We start from the raw sequence: 16,447 nt of genomic DNA, 5'->3' as shown, positions 1-16,447 counted from the left end.
AAAACGTTTCGACCGATTCTTGCCATTCCCCCTTTACGAATGCGGCTGGCTTCTTGTATGATTATACCTAGATATTCGATGTATCGAATTCCAATGCAAAAGGAGGCTATCATGAAAATCAACAAGGAGCTGATGAAGGGCAGCACGGTCATCCTCATTCTGACCCTTCTCGAACGAAAAGCGATGTACGGCTACGAGATGAGCAAAGAAATGGAAAAGAGCTCAAACGGCATCCTTTCCTTGAAGGAAGGAACCCTGTACCCTATCCTCCACACGCTGGAATCGGAGGGACTTGTCGAATCGTACTGGAGCGATGGCGAAGGCGAGCGGAAGCGGAAATACTATCGGATCACCAGAGAAGGAAAAGCACGGCTGCAGGAAAAGAAACAGGAGTGGGTCGCGTTCCGCACCGCTGTTGATCAGGTACTTGGGGAGGGACGGGCATGACGCCAAACGACAAGATTCAGGCGTACATACGGCAGGTCTGCTCTCAGATTCGCTGCAAGGACGTGCATCCAGCCGTAACGCTGGAGCTGGAGAGCCACATCGCCGACAAGGTGGAGGATTTGATGGAGTCCGGCAGCACGGAAGCCGAGGCTGTCGAACGAGCCCTGGCGGAAATGGGAGATCCGTTCGCGGTGGGAAAACATCTGCATGAAGCACACAAGCCCCGGATGGAATGGAGTGTCGTCGGGATGGTGGCGGCATTGATTGGGATCGGACTCCTCGTTCTGCTCTCACTTATTGCGGGCAATCCCGAAGATATCAAGTTCCTGAAGAGACAGCTCGTCTTTGTCTGCTTTGGAATTGCTGCGTTTGTCGCCCTGCTTTACGCCAATTACAGCAAAATGAAAGCTTACGGCCTGCTCATGTATATGGGTACTCTCCTCGCAGTTTTTTTTGCGTTTACACAAGGAAAGACCATGTCAGGAAAACCGTACATGGATATCGGCATACCCATCGATATTGTCAGACTGAGTCCGTTTTTGCTGATTATCTCGCTCGCGGGAATATTTTCAGACTGGAACTGGCAAAGGAAGCTCTCTCTGTGGCTGGTATTGGGGCTGTATTTTGTTCCTTTGCTGTTTTATGTCAAGGCACCTGACCTGTTTGCCGGGATCCTTTTTTCCGTCGGTTTTTTCGTTCTGCTTTTCCGCTCGCCGGCGAGTAGGCGTCAAGCTTGCATCAGCCTAGGCACACTCTTGATTGGAGCCGTGGCATTACTCCTTCTGACGATGGAACGCTATCAGCTAGACCGCTTGTTGTACTGGGTCAACCCGTATGAAGAACCTATGGGGAGAGGATATATGCTGATTCGGTCCCTGGAGGCAATCAGATCCGCAGGCTTGTGGGGACATGGTTTCGGTACCAAGCTGGAGGGGTTGGGTTATACCGCAGCACTGGGGTCCGATTTCATTTTTGTTTATCTGGTGTACGCGTTCGGGCTGGCTGCAGGGGTCGGCGTCCTCTTGATCGGCATGCTCTTGCTGATGCGACTGTTTCGAGCCGCCAAGCAAACGAACGACCGTTACGGAGCACTGCTTATGTGTGGACTTGCGGCCATGTTTTTTACCGAGTATTTTTGGGGGATTTTGATGGCCTTCGGGTGGGTCCCATTTTTTTCCGCACCCATACCGCTCATCAGCTACGGCGGTCTTACCTTCATCAGTCACATGGCAATACTGGGTCTGGTCCTTGGAATTTTCCGCCAAAAGGACGTGAGACAGCCGCTCTCCTCTTAAAGCTTTTACAGTGAATACTTTGGCTTTCACAATAAAAACCTGCCCCCTTTTTGACAAAAGAGGTGCAGGTTTTTACTTGTATCTCGGGTTTTTACTTGTTTCTCACGTTCTCACCAGATTCCTGAAAAACAGGCCGCTCCAGCATTACGCTGGCGCCACGGCCAGCATGCGCTCCAGGGAAGCACGTGCTTTGTCCGCGATATCCTCCGGCACGTAAATCTCCGGCTTCATGTTCTCCAGCGCTTCCACGCATTTTTTCAGGTTGTTGACCTTCATGTTCGGGCAGACCAGATACTTGGAAGCAAAGATAAACGTCTTGTCCGGGCTGTCCTTCTCCAGCATGTAGCGGGTGCCGTCTTCCGTACCGATGATGAACTCTTTATGGGAGGATTCACGGCAGTATTTGAGAATGCCTGTCGTAGAACCGACGTAATCGGCCAGCGCCACTACTTCCGGACGGCACTCGGGGTGGACGACGACGAGCGCATTTGGATGCTGCGCTTTCAGCGACATGATGTCCTGGACGGAAAGCTGGTCATGCGTATTGCAGTACCCTTCCCAGATGATCATCTTCTTGTCGGTAAACTGGGAAACGTAGTGACCCAGGTTTTTATCCGGGACCCAGATGATCTCGTCGGAATCGATCGACTCGATGACCCGTTTCGCGTTGGAGGACGTACAGCAAATGTATGTTTCCGCTTTCACATCGGCGGACGTGTTGATGTACGCAACCACCTTTGCATTCGGATGCTGCGCCTTCAGCTTGCGCAAGCCTTCCACGTTGACCATGTCGGCCATCGGACAGCCGGCGCGTTCATCCGGGATGATGACGGTCTTTTGGGGATTGAGAATTTTTGCACTTTCCCCCATAAAGTGTACGCCGCAAAACAGGATGACGTCCGCGTCGGTTTCCTTGGCTTTTTGCGCCAAACCGAACGAATCTCCAATATAGTCAGCCACTTCCTGAATCTCCGGCCGCTGATAAAAATGGGCCAGAATGATGGCATTGCGTTCTTTTTTCAATTGCATCAGCCGTTCGCGCAACTCAGCGTTTCGCTGGGCCTTTTTTTCTAACGCCAAGGCTTCCATGAATATTATCCCCCTACGTAGGTGTCATAATTTAGGGCCATTGTAATCCCAACCCACTTGCTTGTCAATGCATATCCGCTGGGGAGACTGCTGTATTTACCCATCCGCCAGCACGCGCTCGCGAATAAAGCGCGCCACTCCGTCCTCGTCGTGATGCGGAGCGATAAAACGGGCCAGCTCTTTCATCGCCGGACTGGCGTTTTCCATGACGACAGGAAACCCTACGTTGGACAATGCTTCCCGGTCATTTTCCGCATCGCCAAACGCCATGACTTGTTCGGGCGCAATTCCCCATTTCCGACAAAAATAAGTGAGCCCCTCCCATTTGGAGACGCCTTTCGGGATCACCTCCACATTGTGCTTCCCTGAAGATGTGATGTCAGCCTGATCACTCCAACGCTCAAGCTGTTCCCGGACAGGCACGAGCGCTTCCGGGACGGGGTGCCAGACGAACAGCTTGACGATCTTCGACTCGCCGGTGGCGATCCGCTGCATCATTTCTGCCAAGGGAACGACCCGTGACCACTCGTAAAAGGAAAAGCGGCGCAGCGACACTCCTTCGACCGAAGCATCTTCTTCAATCAATGTTTCTATCCGTTCCCTGTCTTCCTGAACCATCCAGCGATTGCTTTCGGTGTCGTGCAGCTCATAGTAGATTGGTTCCTGCCTTAGTGTATGCACAGCCTGTTGGATCATTTCCAGCGGCAAAGCAGCATGCTGAACCAATGTTCCGTCCGCCTCCAGAACTGTCGCGCCGTTGCTGCATACATATCCGTCAAACGCGAATCCGCCGATCGGCAGCTGCGCGGATGCATAGGTGCGGCCGGTCGACAACACCAGCTTGCAGCCGCTGGCTTGCAGCAGCCTACAGGCTTCCTTCGTTGCCTCTGTCATCTGTGACTGTTCATTCAGCAGGGTCCCATCCATATCAAAAGCTGCCAGACGGAGCCTAGAAAACAAGGCGATCTCCTCCTTTGATGAAAAGAAAAGCGCAGGCGCCACATCCTGCACTTTATTTCCAAATCACTATGAATTCTTCCACCTTCAATGTACCCTATTCGCCCAGGTTATTCAATACGGGGCCAGACATTCCGCCTGCATAATCGAAAGTCCGCTATACGAGATGGCAAGCTACCTGATGATCGCTGTCCGCCAATCGTAAAACGGGTACTTCCTCCTTGCATCGGTCAGTCGCGAGCGGGCATCTCGTATGGAATTTGCAGCCCTTCGGCGGATTCGCCGGACTCGGAATGTCTCCGCGCAGAACGATCCTCTCCCGCTTGAGCCGCGGATCGGGGATAGGCACCGCCGACAACAGCGCCCGCGAATACGGGTGCAAGGGACGGGCAAACAGTTCATCCCGCGGCGCAATTTCCACCAGAGAGCCCAAATACATCACGCCGATGCGGGTGCAGAGGTGCTCCACCACACTCAAATCATGCGAGATGAACAGGTACGTAAGCTCTTTTTTCTCCTGCAGGTCGCTAAACAAATTGATGATTTGCGCCTGTATGGAGACATCCAGCGCAGAAACAGGCTCATCGGCCACAATAAACTCCGGCTGCAGGATAATCGAGCGGGCAATACCGATCCGCTGCCGCTGACCGCCGGAGAATTCATGCGGAAACCGGTCGATGTGATACGGAGCCAACCCGCAGAGAGAGAGCACCTCCTGCACCCTTTCCCGTATCTCCGACTTGTCGGCCAGCCCGTGGTCCATGAGGGCTTCTCCGATCGCATCCCCTACCCGAAGCCGGGGATTGAGCGAGCTGTACGGGTCTTGAAAAATGAACTGCATGCTGGGCCGAAGCCGACGAAGCTCTTGCTTGCTTACTGCATGCAAATCCACTCCCTTGTACTTGACCTCGCCCGCCGTTTTATCGGTAAGGCGCAAAATCGTGCGTCCCGTCGTGCTTTTGCCGCTCCCGGACTCGCCGACCAGACCGAAGGCTTCTCCCTTCCGGATGGCAAAGCTGACGTCATCGACTGCCTTGACGTGACCAATGGTCCTGCCAAAAATGCCCCCGGTAATCGGGTAGTACTTTTTCAACTGCTTGACTTCCACCAATGCCTCACGCAAGCCCGCTCTCCTCCTCGTATAACCAGCACGCCACCCTGTGCCCGTCGTCGATTTGCTTCAATTCCGGCTGCTTCAGTCGGCAAACCGACATGCAGCTCTCGCAGCGGTCATGGAAGTAGCAGGAATCAGCCAGACCAATCAGATTCGGTACTTGGCCCGGGATGGAGTTCAGCCGTTTTTTCCGCTGGCCGATCACCGGCTTTGCTTGCAAAAGCCCGCGGGTATACGGGTGCCGGGGATTGCTGAAAAGCTCCAGGACAGGCCCTTCTTCAATCACCTTGCCCGCGTACATGACGACCACATAGTCGGCCATTTCGGCAACGACGCCCAGATCATGGGTGATGAGCAATATCGCCGTGTTGTACGTTTCCTTGATCTCGCGCAAAAGATCGAGAATTTGCGCCTGAATCGTCACATCCAAAGCTGTCGTCGGTTCATCGGCGATCAGCAGTCTCGGATTGCAGCTGATCGCGATGGCGATCATGATCCGCTGCAGCATGCCTCCGCTTAGCTGATGCGGGTACGCGTTCATGATCTCCTCGGGACGGGGGATGCCTACCAGCGAAATCAGTTCAATCGCTTTCGCTCTGGCTTCCTTTTTGGAGAGAAGAAGATGCTCCCACAGAGGCTCCATGATCTGTTCGCCTATGGTCAAGACGGGATTGAGCGAAGACATCGGCTCCTGGAAAATCATCGCGATGTCATTGCCGCGCAGCTGCTGCTTCTCCAGTGGGCTGAGCTGCAGCAGGTCTACGCCATCGAACCGGATGTCTCCCCCAACCACTTTTCCTTGCGGCTCCGCTACAAGCCCCAGCACGGACATGGCCGTTACGCTTTTACCGCAGCCCGATTCCCCGACGATGCAGACCGTCTCGCCCTCCCGTACGCGAAGACTGATGTCGTTTACCGCTTTGACGACTCCCGACGGGGTGAAAAAATGGGTCTGCAGATGATCGATTGTAAGCAAAGCGTTTGTCATAACCGTCTCTCCTACCTCTTCATTTTCGGATCAAGCGCATCACGGAGGCCGTCACCGAGCAGATTGATCGAAATTACGGTGGCAAATATGGCAAAGCCGGGTGGAATCCAGAGCCACGGCCGTTTCTGAAAATCGATCAGCGTATTCGCGGCATCGATCATATTGCCCCACGTCGGCGTCGGGGGAACGACCCCCAGGCCCAGGTAGCTGAGTACAGACTCGCTCAGAATCGCTCCCCCGACCCGCAGCGTAGCTACCACGATCAGGATCGGGATTGTATTGGGCAACAGGTGAAAAAACAGCTTGCGGTGATCGCGCAGCCCCAGAGACTCGGTGGCCTGCATGAACTCCCGCTCGCGCAGACTCAAAATCTGGCTTCGCACCAGTCTCGCCAGCTCCGGCCAGCCGATCAGGCTGAGCATCAGCATGACGATGTAGATCCGGTAATCTGTGGGCACCTTCCACTCGGACAGGATCGCCCCGATAATAAACAGCAGCGGAAGTCCCGGAATCGTCATCAGAATGTCTGCAAAGCGCATCACGATTTGATCGACAACCCCTCTGTAATAGCCAGCTACTACTCCCAGAACCGAGCCGATAAAGACAGACAGCACCATGGCGGCCAGTCCCACCGTCAGCGAGATGCGGCCGGCCTGCATCAGCCGGGTCAATATGTCCCGCCCCAGGTTGTCCGTACCCAGCCAATGAGCCATGCTGGGGGGCTTGTTGATCATCACCGTATTGACCTTTCCGGATGCGTAGGGCGAAAAAAACGGCCCGATGAAGCAGAACAAAAACATAATGACCAGAAACACCAGTCCGCACATGGCGACCTTGTTCTTTTTCAGCTTGGCAAACGTATCTCTCCAGAGCGAAGACCGCCGGGCACCGGTCCGCGTGCCTGCCAGTCCCGCTGTCTCCGTGACGATGGATGACAATGTCGACTCCTCCTATTTCAATCTCACTCGCGGATCAGCCACGCCGTACAAAAGGTCGGCAAGCAGATTGCTGACGACGGTCAAAATGGCCAAAAACATCGTAAATCCCATCAACAGCGGGTAGTCGCGCAAGCTGAACGCCTGCATGTACAGCTGCCCGACCCCCGGCCAGTTGAAAATCTTCTCCGTGATGATCGCGCCGCCAAACAGGGCCGGAAGCTCAAAGCCAAGCAGGGTGATCGCGGGAAGCAAAGCGTTTCGCAGGGCGTGCTTGTAGACGACTGTTTTTTCCTTCAAGCCTTTGGCCCTTGCTGTCCGGATGAAATCCTGCCGGATGATTTCCAGCATGTTTGTACGAAAATAGCGGGTCAGGGAGCCGACCCCGAGCATTGTGAGCACAAGCACCGGCAAAAACATATGGTCGATAACCTCCCACACGTATGCAAGTCCGGTCGCATTGCTGCCGGTCGTGATCATCCCCCCGGGCGGGAACCAGCCAAGGTCCACCGCAAAAAACTTGATGATCAACAGCCCGGCGAAGAACGAGGGAAACGACATCGCGGCAAATGCCCCGATCGTCACTGCTGAGTCAAAGAATGAGTACTGTCTGGTCGCCGAGATGACCCCGATCACAATCGCGATCAGCCAAGTAAACAAGGTAGAGGCGGACGCAATCAAAAAGGAATTCCAGATGTACTGACTGAGCAGCGAGGTGACCGGCTGCTGATACTGAAGGGAATATCCAAAATCGCCCCGGACGGCATTGCCGAGCCAGACGAAATAGCGCTCCACGACCGGTTTATCCAGACCGTACATCTGTTTTAGCTCCGCTTTTCGCTCGTCAGTCAGCTTCGGATTGTTATCGACAAAATCACCCGGTGTCAGGGCGTACAGGCCAAAAATCAAAACGGATGCCCCAAACAGAGTCAGGACCATGTACAGCAGTCTGCGGATGATATAGGCTTTCATCTTGTGCCTCCCAAGGAATATGCCCAGCCCGGAGGCTGAGCATCTTCGTTCGATCTATTGAATCGGTTCAATCTTCAGATCGGGCAAATTGCCGGAAATGCCGGTATATCCGTTCGGATCAAATCCGGACACTCTCGCGTTGTGGGCGGTCAGCAGCTTCCGATAGGTGAGGAAAATGTACGGCGGATCGTCGCTCAGCTCGTTGTACAGCTCTTTGTAAATTTCTTTCCGCTTTTCAATATCGAGCGTGCTGATCCCCTTTTCCAGCAATTCGTCTACCTTTGGATTGGAGTATCCGTTCGTGCCGGTAAAGCTGCTTGAACGGTTCGACCCAAATTGAATCACGCCATCGGACGGATCGGTCAACATCGTGGTAGAGAAGGAGGCGAGGTCATGGTCACCTTTTGCTGTGCGTGCCAGCAATGCATTGTAGTCCATCAGCTCCGCTTCCAGTTGTACGCCCAGTTCCTTGTAGTTTTCTTTTGCGATCGGGATGAGCACATCGCTCAGCGGTCCTTTGGTCGTCAAGTAGTACAGCTTCAGCTTTTGGCCGTCCTTCTCGCGGATGCCGTCCGCCCCGACCTTCCAGCCTGCTTCATCCAGCAGCGCTTTCGCTTTTTCCAGATCGTAGTGATACGGATTGACCTCCTCTGTATAGGCCCAGGAGACAGGCGAGACCGGGACATTGGCTACTTGGCCGTAGCCTTGGTAAGCCGTGTCGACAATTTTTTGCCGATCCAGACCGTATATCAGCGCTTGTCTCACCCGCTTGTCCTTGAAGTACGGCTTGCTGTGGTTGAATTTGATGTAGCTGTAAGCTGTCGACGTGTACACGTTGATGTTTGCGTAGCCCAAGCTCTTCAGCAGCTCCAGATTGTCCTCGTTGGCTGTAAAGGAGTTGTAATCAGTCTCCCCTGTCTGGAAAAACTGCAGGGCATCTCCTTCTGTCGTCTTGTAGATGAAGTGCTCAACCGCCGGCTTGCCAGCGTAGTAGTGTTCGTTGGCCAGATAGCGGACCTCTTGGCCGGTGATGTATTTCTCCAGCTTATACGGGCCTGCTCCAAGCGGCTTTCCGTGCAGCGTCCGCAGATACTCCAGGTTGCCCGGTTTATAGCCTTTGCCATAGTAAGCTTTGGATAGCACCGGTCCGCCGAGGATGAGAAGCGAACGGGCATTCACTTTCTCCGTCGTGATTTGGATCGTTTGCGGGTCGATGACTTTGATCCCCTCGACGGTATCTGCCTTGCCCTCTTTGTAAGCCCGACCGCCTTTGATCTGCGTTTCAAAGATGTCTTCGTCTCCGTCGTACGCCTTGTCGTGGAGAATCGTCAGGGTAAAGGCGACGTCTTCCGCTGTCAGTGGCGAGCCGTCGCTGAATTTGAGGTTTGGCCGCAGGTGGAAGGTGTAGGTTAGCTGATCGTCCGAGATGTCCCATTTTTCCGCCAGACGGGGAATGGGTTTGCCGTTTTTGTCGACGCTCACCAGCGGCGCAAAAATGGCCGCGCTCACGTTTCCGTCGTAGCCGTTTTTGTAAAAGTACGGGTTAAATACTCCGCCCGGCTCCGTAAGCGTAGCCACAACCGTATCCGTCCGCTTTTTTGCCGCTTCCGGCGATTTAGATTTATCCGTCGCAGGAAAGAACGAATCCGGAATGCTCTGGACCGTTCTCGTCTCTTGCGGTGCAGCAGGCGTCTGATTGTCGCTTGCGCTTTCCTGGGTGGAGCAGCCGGAGACGGATACAGCTCCGACCAGGATCAGCAGCAACGCGCTAATCAATCCTTTTTTCATTCGTACATCCTCCTCAAAACGTCATGTTAAAAAAGCAACATCTGGAAATGATTATATACATATAATTCCGATGTGTAAAGTAGGTTTTATGAGGATTAAAAAAGCCGTTTTCATTCCAGGCACAAATAGAAAACGGCTCTTTGGTAAAAACAGTATCATCTTCTTTACACTACACGTATAGACAGCCGGGAAATAGGGACTGGAAGAAGAATCACCTCCCATAATAAAGAATGATCCACGTCACGAATGACGGAAGCCCTGCCAATAAAACATAGAGTGCCCATCGTTGCTCCAGTTTTCTTTCTTTTCTCATTGCCTCGTTGTTATCATCCACTACAAAATCCCTTTTCACATCTGGTGTCGCCAAATTAATCCTGTCTACTCCTAATGTTGATCCCAGCATAAGAAGTGCAAGTACGATCAATCCAAAGCCAGCATAACCTGATAACCTTATCCATACACCAATCAGATCTCCCTGATAAAGAGCGTACCCGAAAAATAACAAGACAAGAACAATCCCGATTGATAAAGATTTAATCAAGTAAGCCCCCCCTTAATAACCCAATTAGAAAACGAACACCAATTTTATGACAATATTGGTGTTCGCTTTACTTTTTCAGAGCTAATTGGTCTTATAATTATCCAGTTTTAACGTCCAAGTTTCAGTTCCCAATTTTAGCGTTGCCTTTGTGTTGACGCCAATTGTACTAGCCCAATCAGAAACTGGCTTCCAGTTTTTGGGGGCATCGTATGAGAAAGAATTTGATGATGGGTATAAAGGTCCACTATCTTGGATCACAGACCCTCCGTGTGTTCCATCATCACGCAAAGCTCCTCCTGAAGCGCCGTATCTCACTTCTCTGCTTGTTATCGACACTTTATTATCACTAATCGTCCAGCCACCAGTTACTTTGGTCAATTTCTTAAATCCATCGCCGTTAGTAGATTTGTACTTATCCCAGTAGTATGTAGAATATGCTTTGACCGAATAACTTGAATCCCAATCTTCATCAGAAGTTGACCCTAAAATGGATATTGATTTATTATCCAGTACTTCTTTAGGAATACCATAGAAGTAATAAGTTACGTAGCTCTCTTTCTGTTCACTTGTAGCAATATTTCTTTCGGTTTTTAAACGTTGTGTCGTATGATAAACTTTCAAATTTTTCTCAACACCCCCATCAGTTTGCAACTTAGCCTCAGCACTTGGAGTACTTTTATAATCTGTGATATTATTTTTCGCCCTTATAAACAATGTACTCAAATCATTAATTTCTTCCGCTTGAAAAGTCACTTCATATGAAGTTTTTGATTCTTTCGCTACAACTCCACTGACCAGAGATGGTTAAGAGGATCGCTGAGATAACACTGCTAATAATCTTTCTCACCCTAATACCTCCTATAAATTGTATTTATATACAATAATAAAATATTGAGATTTATTTGTCAAACTATACTAACTATTCGTTATTTTTACTGGTATTAATTTTGACTGCCTCACTTTTATACGCTAATTCCAAATAAAATACGGTGATCTCTCCTTGGTAGCACCCAGAAGCGATCACCGTATTCAAACTCGACTTGATCAACCTATAATCATTTTATTGTTTCTTCTCGTCCTGTTCGGACCCACTGTTCGGCGTCTCCGCAGTGTTTTCCGCTTTGTTGTCAGTGTTGCCTTCCGTCGTGCTTTCCGCGTTTTCAACGGTTTCCTTTTTGGCTTCCGTCGCTTCGCTGATGGTCGGCTCGTCTTTCTTTGGCTGGATATTCACAACCACGTCTTTGTTTTCGAGTGGATGCGGATCCAGCTTTCCGTGCTCGATCAACTGCTTGATTTGATCAGCGTCAAGCGTCTCGACTTCTAGCAGTGTGGTAGCTACAAGCTCCAGCTGATCACGGTGCTTCGTGAGCAGCTCTTTACACTTGTCGTAGCACTCATTGATAATGCTTTGCATCTCCTGGTCGATTTCGTAAGCGATCTGTTCGGAGTAGTTTCGCTCGTGGCCAATATCGCGGCCCAGGAATACTTGACCCTGATTGCGGCCAAATTGCATTGGCCCCAGTCGGCTCATCCCGTATTCCGTAATCATGCTGCGCGCAATCGCCGTTGCACGCTGGAAGTCGTTGTGAGCGCCGGTACTGATATCGCCCAGCACCAGCTCTTCTGCAACGCGTCCACCCAAGAGACCGGTAATCTTGTCGAGCAAGTCGGTCTTCGTTGCAAAGAAACGGTCTTCTTTCGGCAGCATCACTGTGTATCCACCAGCTTGGCCGCGCGGAATGATGGTTACCTTATGTACCATTTCTGCATTTCTGAGGTAGTATCCGATAATCGTATGGCCCGCTTCGTGGTAAGCCACGAGACGTCTTTCGTCTTCGCTCACTACGCGGGATTTTTTCGCCGGACCGGCGATGACGCGGTCGATGGCTTCATCGACTTCAGCCATGTTGATTTGCTTCTTGTTTTTCCGTGCTGTCAGAAGAGCTGCCTCATTCAGCAGGTTCTCCAGATCGGCACCGGTGAAGCCCGACGTGCCGCGTGCGATGACATCCAGCTTCACGTCTTCGCCAAGCGGTTTGTTGCGGGCATGGACCTTCAGTACAGCTTCGCGGCCCTTGATGTCCGGGCGGTCTACCGTAATTTGACGGTCAAAACGTCCTGGACGCAGCAGCGCAGGGTCCAGAATGTCCGGGCGGTTCGTCGCAGCGACGATGATAATGCCCTCGTTGCCGCCGAAGCCGTCCATTTCAACAAGCAATTGGTTCAGCGTTTGCTCGCGCTCGTCATGGCCGCCGCCAAGACCTGCTCCACGCTGACGACCGACTGCGTCAATCTCGTCGATAAAGATAATGCAAGGCGCGTTTTTCTTTGCGTTTTCAAACAAATCACGCACGCGGGACGCACCCACCCCGACAAACATCTCTACAAAGTCAGAACCGGAGATGCTGAAGAACGGCACACCCGCTTCACCGGCAACAGCACGGGCAAGCAAGGTTTTACCGGTACCAGGAGGACCCACGAGCAGCACGCCTTTTGGAATGCGCGCGCCAACTGCGTCAAACTTGCGCGGGTCTTTGAGGAACTCGACCACTTCCTCCAGCTCCGCCTTTTCTTCGTCTGCTCCTGCAACATCGTTGAATGTAACGCGCTTTTTCTCTTCGTTGTATAGCTTCGCACGGCTCTTCCCGAAGTTCATCACTCGGCTGCCGCCGCCCTGAGCCTGGTTTAACAGGAAGAAGAACAGGATAAAGATGATGATGAAAGGAATGATCGATGTCAGGAACGTCAGCCAGATGCTGTTGCCTTCCTGCGGAGCGACCTCAACCCTTTTCACTTTTTGCTCATCGATCTTCGCGTTAACCAGCTTGATGATATCCGAATCGTAAAGCGGTACATTTGTTACAAACTTGGTTTCCTGTCCCGGATTCGCTGCTTTCAGGATACCGTCTACCCGATACGTTCCTCCCTCAGGACGAAGCGTAAGCTCGGAGACGTTATCGGTTAACAGCTGTACCCGGAATTCCTGATATGTAAGTTTCCCAACCTTATCAGAACCGGAGAGGATAAAATTCACGATCCCGACCGTGACAAGAAAGATTAGTAGGTAGAACCCGGTATTACGAAAAAAGCGATTCATTCCTTACCTCCTCTCACGAACAGACACTTTTCACATTTTACCATATGGAGTCAGTTCTTCACAACAAAGCTAGTTCGTGTAAACTTCCGGTTTTAGTACGCCAATAAATGGCAGGTTTCGATATTTCTCGGCAAAATCCAGACCGTAGCCGACTACGAATTCGTCTGGAATCGTAAATCCGCTGTAATCTGGCGAGATGTCTACTTTGCGGCGATCCGGCTTGTTGAGAAGCGTCACGACCTTTACGGAAGCCGCCTGGCGGTGGCGCAGAAGCTCCATCAGCCTGCTCAGCGTCAAACCGCTGTCCATGATGTCCTCGACAACGAGGACGTGACGGCCTTCGGCGGAAGTGTCGAGGTCCTTCAGGATTTTCACCATCCCGGAAGACTCGGTTCCGCTTCCATAGCTGGATACGGCCATAAAGTCCATTTCGCAGGGAATGTCCATATGGCGAAGCAAATCGGCCATAAATACGACAGCGCCCTTCAAAACGCAGATGACCAACGGGTTTTTGTCCCGGTATTCTTCGCTCAAGATAGAGCCCAGCTCTTTAACCTTGCTGGCAATTTGTTCTTCGGTGAGCAAAATCTCCTTGATGTCTTGGTTCACGTTAATACCTCCCGCCACTCTTCTCCAAACTCCACTTCCACATACAATACCCGCTTGGTCCGTTCACTTACAGGCGCAATGGCGGATCGGCGGATGCCCGGAACCCAGATCACCTGGTCGCCCGCAGTCAGGATCGGCAGTCTGTCCCGCCACTTCTGCGGCACCTTGGCGTCGATCAGCAGTTCCTTCAGCTTTTTGCTCCCCGCTGTTCCCCATAGAGGCATGCGGTCACCTTGCTTTCGATTGCGAACGCATAAAGGCCCAGGAAGGCGATCGGCATCAAAAGCCGCCGCGTGATCGGGAACTCGTGCCCAATCGATGGGGCCATCACGATAAAACGTATGTACCGCTGCTCCACTTTCCGTAATCAGTGTTGTTCCCGGAACAGCAAGCTGGTAGCAGAAAATCTGACGATATAATTTCTGGCCATTCGTCTGAAAGCGAACCTGCCGATATGCCCTGGCCACTGTCACGGCACCGGGCAAATCCAGTTCAGCAGACGGACGATTTCCCTCTATCATGCGCAAAACGGCCTCCACATGTTGCGAAGACCATTCGATTTGGCTTGAGAGATAACTTAATATTAGAGTAATCATTCTCCTTTGTAAAGCAACGTCACAACTTTGAAACTTGTCGGCGTCGATCGTCACGTCGCCTTTTTTCTGCTTGATCACAACCGCTTTTAACTGATCGCGACTCTGCTTTTGCAGGTAAGCTTCATCCTCCTGAACGGCCTTTGACAGGGAAAGGATGTGCTCGCGGTAGCGCTCGTTTACCTGCTCCAACAGCGGCATTACTTCCAGCCGGATCAGGTTGCGGGCGTACTTGCGCGAGCGGTTGCTGCTGTCCTCTCGCGGGAATAGCGCGTTTTCCTCACAGTAGCGCTCCAGCTCCGCTCTGCTCACATGCAGAAGCGGCCGGATCAGCTCGACCTGGCCCTCCACCAGCCAGCGCCTGGCTGGCATCCCGGTCAGACCGGAGAGGCGCGTTCCCCTCAACAGCCGAAACAAGACCGTCTCCACCTGGTCGTCGGCATGATGCGCCACGGCTACTTTGGCAGCGCCTGTACGAAGCGCGACCTGCTTGTAGAGATCATAGCGCACAGCGCGGCTCGCTTCCTGAGCCCCCATGCCGGTCTCCTTCATGACATCTGGAATGCTCCGTTCAAACAAGTGAAAAGAAACCCCGAGGGATTGGCACAGCTCTCCGGCATAGTCCGCGTCCCTGCCCGCTTCCTCCCCGCGGAAACCGTGATTCAGGTGTACAGCGTGCAATTTCCAGCCGTACTGATAGTGTGAATTGAGAGCCCACAAGATATGCAAAAGGGCAGTCGAGTCATTTCCGCCAGAGATGCCGACCACGACTGTCTCGCCCGGCTCCAGGAGCCTGCTGCGCTCGATGTTATTGCGCACGCTTTCTAGCATGGCGCGCTCCCCTCCAGATGGCAAATAAAGAAATTCCCAGGATCAGACCGGACGCGATCGCTCCTGCCACCATCGCAGTCTGCATGGCCAGCATGATTCCTTCCATATATTGTCCATTTACGAAGGCAAGCATCGCTTTGTAAGCAAGAGATCCCGGCACCAGAGGGATGATGCCGGCAACACTGAAGTTGGTGGAGGGGACCCTCAGCCAGACGGACAAAACTTGACTTAATATGGAAACGGTTGTCGCTGCCGCAAACGTGCATAAAATAACCTCAGCCCCAAAATATGGGAGAATGGAGAAAACAAGCCATCCGGTCAAACCGGCGAAGCCGCATGCCAGCAAGGTGCGCACCGGAACATTAAACAGCAATCCCCACGCCATCGAAGACAACAGACTGAGGCCCAATCCTTTCAACAATACCATTCGTCTCTCACCTCACGAACCACAGGGTAATAGCCGTCGCTACCGCAACGGAAAGTGCTGTCAAAAGCGCTTCTGCCCCGCGTGAGACTCCCGCGACGAGATCTCCGGCCATCAGATCCCTGAGCGAGTTGGTGATGGCGATCCCCGGGAAGAGAGGAAGCATGGCACCGATGATCAGGATGCTGAGGTGCAGCTCCGTAAAAAAGGTAGCGCACAGGAGCGCAAACAATCCGCCCAGCAAAGCTGATACAAATTCAGTAAAAAATTTGATCCGTAGAAACTTTTCAAAAAATTGCAGACTGAGGTTGACCGTCAGTCCCGCCAATGCGGAGGGCAGCAGATCATACCAAGTACCGCCCGCAAGCATGGCAAAAGAGCCGCTGGCAACGCCAGCCGCCGTATGCAGCATCCATTTGGGGTAAACCGGTTTTCCCTGATCGATTTGCTGAAACAGGTTGTAGGCTTCATAGATGGTAATATCTCCCGAAACAAACCGGCGCGAGACGTCGTTGGCCAAGGTGACCTTGCTCAAATTGATCGTCCGGCTGGGTGTGCGGATCATGCGTGTATGATCTTGTCCATTCGCACGAAATGACAAGATGATGCTGGTCGGGGTCGCGGAGCTGTTAACCGAATCCATGCCGGCCGCCTTGGCAATCCACGACATCGTCTCTTCCGTACGATACGTTTCCCCGCCGTTCTTCAACATAATTTCGCCTGCCAACAAGCAGGTATCCATAACAAGATCTGGGGACACCTATTGT

Annotated in this window: 16 protein-coding genes; 2 read left to right on the top strand and 14 right to left on the bottom strand. The window is 52.3% G+C overall.

The window, feature by feature from the left end; translation table 11 throughout:
- Positions 1 to 111: 111 nt before the first annotated feature.
- Both NST37_RS01005 and NST37_RS01000 read left to right on the top strand, forming a co-directional pair.
- Positions 112 to 447, top strand: a complete 336-nt coding sequence (locus NST37_RS01005) for a PadR family transcriptional regulator (protein ID WP_003390271.1) — start codon at positions 112 to 114, stop codon at positions 445 to 447.
- Positions 444 to 1,742 carry an FtsW/RodA/SpoVE family cell cycle protein gene (locus NST37_RS01000; protein ID WP_031933427.1) on the top strand — a complete coding sequence of 433 codons (1,299 nt, stop codon included), beginning with the start codon at positions 444 to 446 and terminating at the stop codon, positions 1,740 to 1,742. Before NST37_RS01005 ends, NST37_RS01000 begins: the two co-directional genes overlap by 4 nt.
- Positions 1,743 to 1,886: 144 nt before the next feature.
- Here the strand turns inward: NST37_RS01000 and nadA are convergent, their stop codons facing one another.
- The 14 genes from nadA to NST37_RS00930 form a co-directional block, all read right to left on the bottom strand.
- Complete coding sequence (gene nadA, locus NST37_RS00995; protein ID WP_003390269.1) at positions 1,887 to 2,831, bottom strand: quinolinate synthase NadA; 945 nt, start codon at positions 2,829 to 2,831, stop codon at positions 1,887 to 1,889.
- A 96-nt stretch (positions 2,832 to 2,927) separates the two neighbouring features.
- Positions 2,928 to 3,791, bottom strand: a complete 864-nt coding sequence (locus NST37_RS00990; RefSeq protein ID WP_003390267.1) for a Cof-type HAD-IIB family hydrolase — start codon at positions 3,789 to 3,791, stop codon at positions 2,928 to 2,930.
- 154 nt (positions 3,792 to 3,945) lie between these two features.
- Positions 3,946 to 4,911 (bottom strand): oligopeptide/dipeptide ABC transporter ATP-binding protein, encoded by a 966-nt coding sequence (locus NST37_RS00985; RefSeq protein ID WP_031933425.1) that lies wholly within the window; start codon positions 4,909 to 4,911, stop codon positions 3,946 to 3,948.
- A complete protein-coding gene (locus NST37_RS00980; RefSeq protein ID WP_003390263.1) occupies positions 4,904 to 5,890 on the bottom strand; it encodes an ABC transporter ATP-binding protein in 987 nt (328 codons plus the stop codon). The genes NST37_RS00985 and NST37_RS00980 overlap by 8 nt, the downstream gene beginning before the upstream one ends.
- Before the next feature lie 11 nt (positions 5,891 to 5,901).
- Positions 5,902 to 6,828 (bottom strand): oligopeptide ABC transporter permease, encoded by a 927-nt coding sequence (gene opp4C, locus NST37_RS00975; protein WP_051925628.1) that lies wholly within the window; start codon positions 6,826 to 6,828, stop codon positions 5,902 to 5,904.
- Positions 6,829 to 6,840: 12 nt separating this feature from the next.
- Positions 6,841 to 7,797: an ABC transporter permease gene (locus tag NST37_RS00970; RefSeq protein WP_003390261.1), complete on the bottom strand. Its 957-nt coding sequence runs from the start codon at positions 7,795 to 7,797 to the stop codon at positions 6,841 to 6,843.
- Positions 7,798 to 7,851: 54 nt separating this feature from the next.
- Complete coding sequence (locus tag NST37_RS00965) at positions 7,852 to 9,585, bottom strand: ABC transporter substrate-binding protein (RefSeq protein WP_024983359.1); 1,734 nt, start codon at positions 9,583 to 9,585, stop codon at positions 7,852 to 7,854.
- A 211-nt stretch (positions 9,586 to 9,796) separates the two neighbouring features.
- Complete coding sequence (locus tag NST37_RS00960) at positions 9,797 to 10,126, bottom strand: hypothetical protein (protein WP_024983360.1); 330 nt, start codon at positions 10,124 to 10,126, stop codon at positions 9,797 to 9,799.
- An 81-nt stretch (positions 10,127 to 10,207) separates the two neighbouring features.
- Positions 10,208 to 10,849: a hypothetical protein gene (locus NST37_RS00955; RefSeq protein ID WP_141334247.1), complete on the bottom strand. Its 642-nt coding sequence runs from the start codon at positions 10,847 to 10,849 to the stop codon at positions 10,208 to 10,210.
- Positions 10,850 to 11,186: 337 nt separating this feature from the next.
- Entirely contained in the window at positions 11,187 to 13,223 is a 2,037-nt protein-coding gene (gene ftsH, locus NST37_RS00950) for an ATP-dependent zinc metalloprotease FtsH (RefSeq protein WP_122958773.1), read from the bottom strand.
- A gap of 69 nt (positions 13,224 to 13,292) precedes the next feature.
- Positions 13,293 to 13,832, bottom strand: coding sequence for a hypoxanthine phosphoribosyltransferase (hpt, locus tag NST37_RS00945; protein WP_003390258.1), 540 nt, complete (start codon positions 13,830 to 13,832; stop codon positions 13,293 to 13,295).
- On the bottom strand, positions 13,829 to 15,256 hold the full coding sequence (gene tilS, locus NST37_RS00940) for a tRNA lysidine(34) synthetase TilS (protein ID WP_024983363.1): 1,428 nt from the start codon (positions 15,254 to 15,256) through the stop codon (positions 13,829 to 13,831). The genes hpt and tilS overlap by 4 nt, the downstream gene beginning before the upstream one ends.
- Positions 15,234 to 15,683 carry a threonine/serine exporter family protein gene (locus tag NST37_RS00935; RefSeq protein WP_122958774.1) on the bottom strand — a complete coding sequence of 150 codons (450 nt, stop codon included), beginning with the start codon at positions 15,681 to 15,683 and terminating at the stop codon, positions 15,234 to 15,236. The genes tilS and NST37_RS00935 overlap by 23 nt, the downstream gene beginning before the upstream one ends.
- Positions 15,684 to 15,690: 7 nt before the next feature.
- Complete coding sequence (locus NST37_RS00930) at positions 15,691 to 16,440, bottom strand: threonine/serine exporter family protein (RefSeq protein ID WP_003390255.1); 750 nt, start codon at positions 16,438 to 16,440, stop codon at positions 15,691 to 15,693.
- Positions 16,441 to 16,447: the final 7 nt, after the last annotated feature.

This window comes from Brevibacillus sp. FSL K6-6036 (assembly GCF_037964015.1).
GTDB classification, from domain to species: Bacteria; Bacillota; Bacilli; order Brevibacillales; family Brevibacillaceae; genus Brevibacillus; species Brevibacillus borstelensis.
Note: the sequence above shows the minus strand (reverse complement) of the source record. Positions and strands in the feature narration are given on the sequence as shown.

Coding starts and splice junctions, on each gene's coding strand:
- NST37_RS00965 (WP_024983359.1), bottom strand. CDS start 9,585: ATGAAAAAAGGATTGATTAGCGCGTTGCTGCTGATCCTGGTCGGAGCT.
- NST37_RS01005 (WP_003390271.1), top strand. CDS start 112: ATGAAAATCAACAAGGAGCTGATGAAGGGCAGCACGGTCATCCTCATT.
- NST37_RS00970 (WP_003390261.1), bottom strand. CDS start 7,797: ATGAAAGCCTATATCATCCGCAGACTGCTGTACATGGTCCTGACTCTG.
- nadA (WP_003390269.1), bottom strand. CDS start 2,831: ATGGAAGCCTTGGCGTTAGAAAAAAAGGCCCAGCGAAACGCTGAGTTG.
- NST37_RS00935 (WP_122958774.1), bottom strand. CDS start 15,683: ATGGTATTGTTGAAAGGATTGGGCCTCAGTCTGTTGTCTTCGATGGCG.
- NST37_RS00980 (WP_003390263.1), bottom strand. CDS start 5,890: ATGACAAACGCTTTGCTTACAATCGATCATCTGCAGACCCATTTTTTC.
- ftsH (WP_122958773.1), bottom strand. CDS start 13,223: ATGAATCGCTTTTTTCGTAATACCGGGTTCTACCTACTAATCTTTCTT.
- tilS (WP_024983363.1), bottom strand. CDS start 15,256: ATGCTAGAAAGCGTGCGCAATAACATCGAGCGCAGCAGGCTCCTGGAG.
- NST37_RS01000 (WP_031933427.1), top strand. CDS start 444: ATGACGCCAAACGACAAGATTCAGGCGTACATACGGCAGGTCTGCTCT.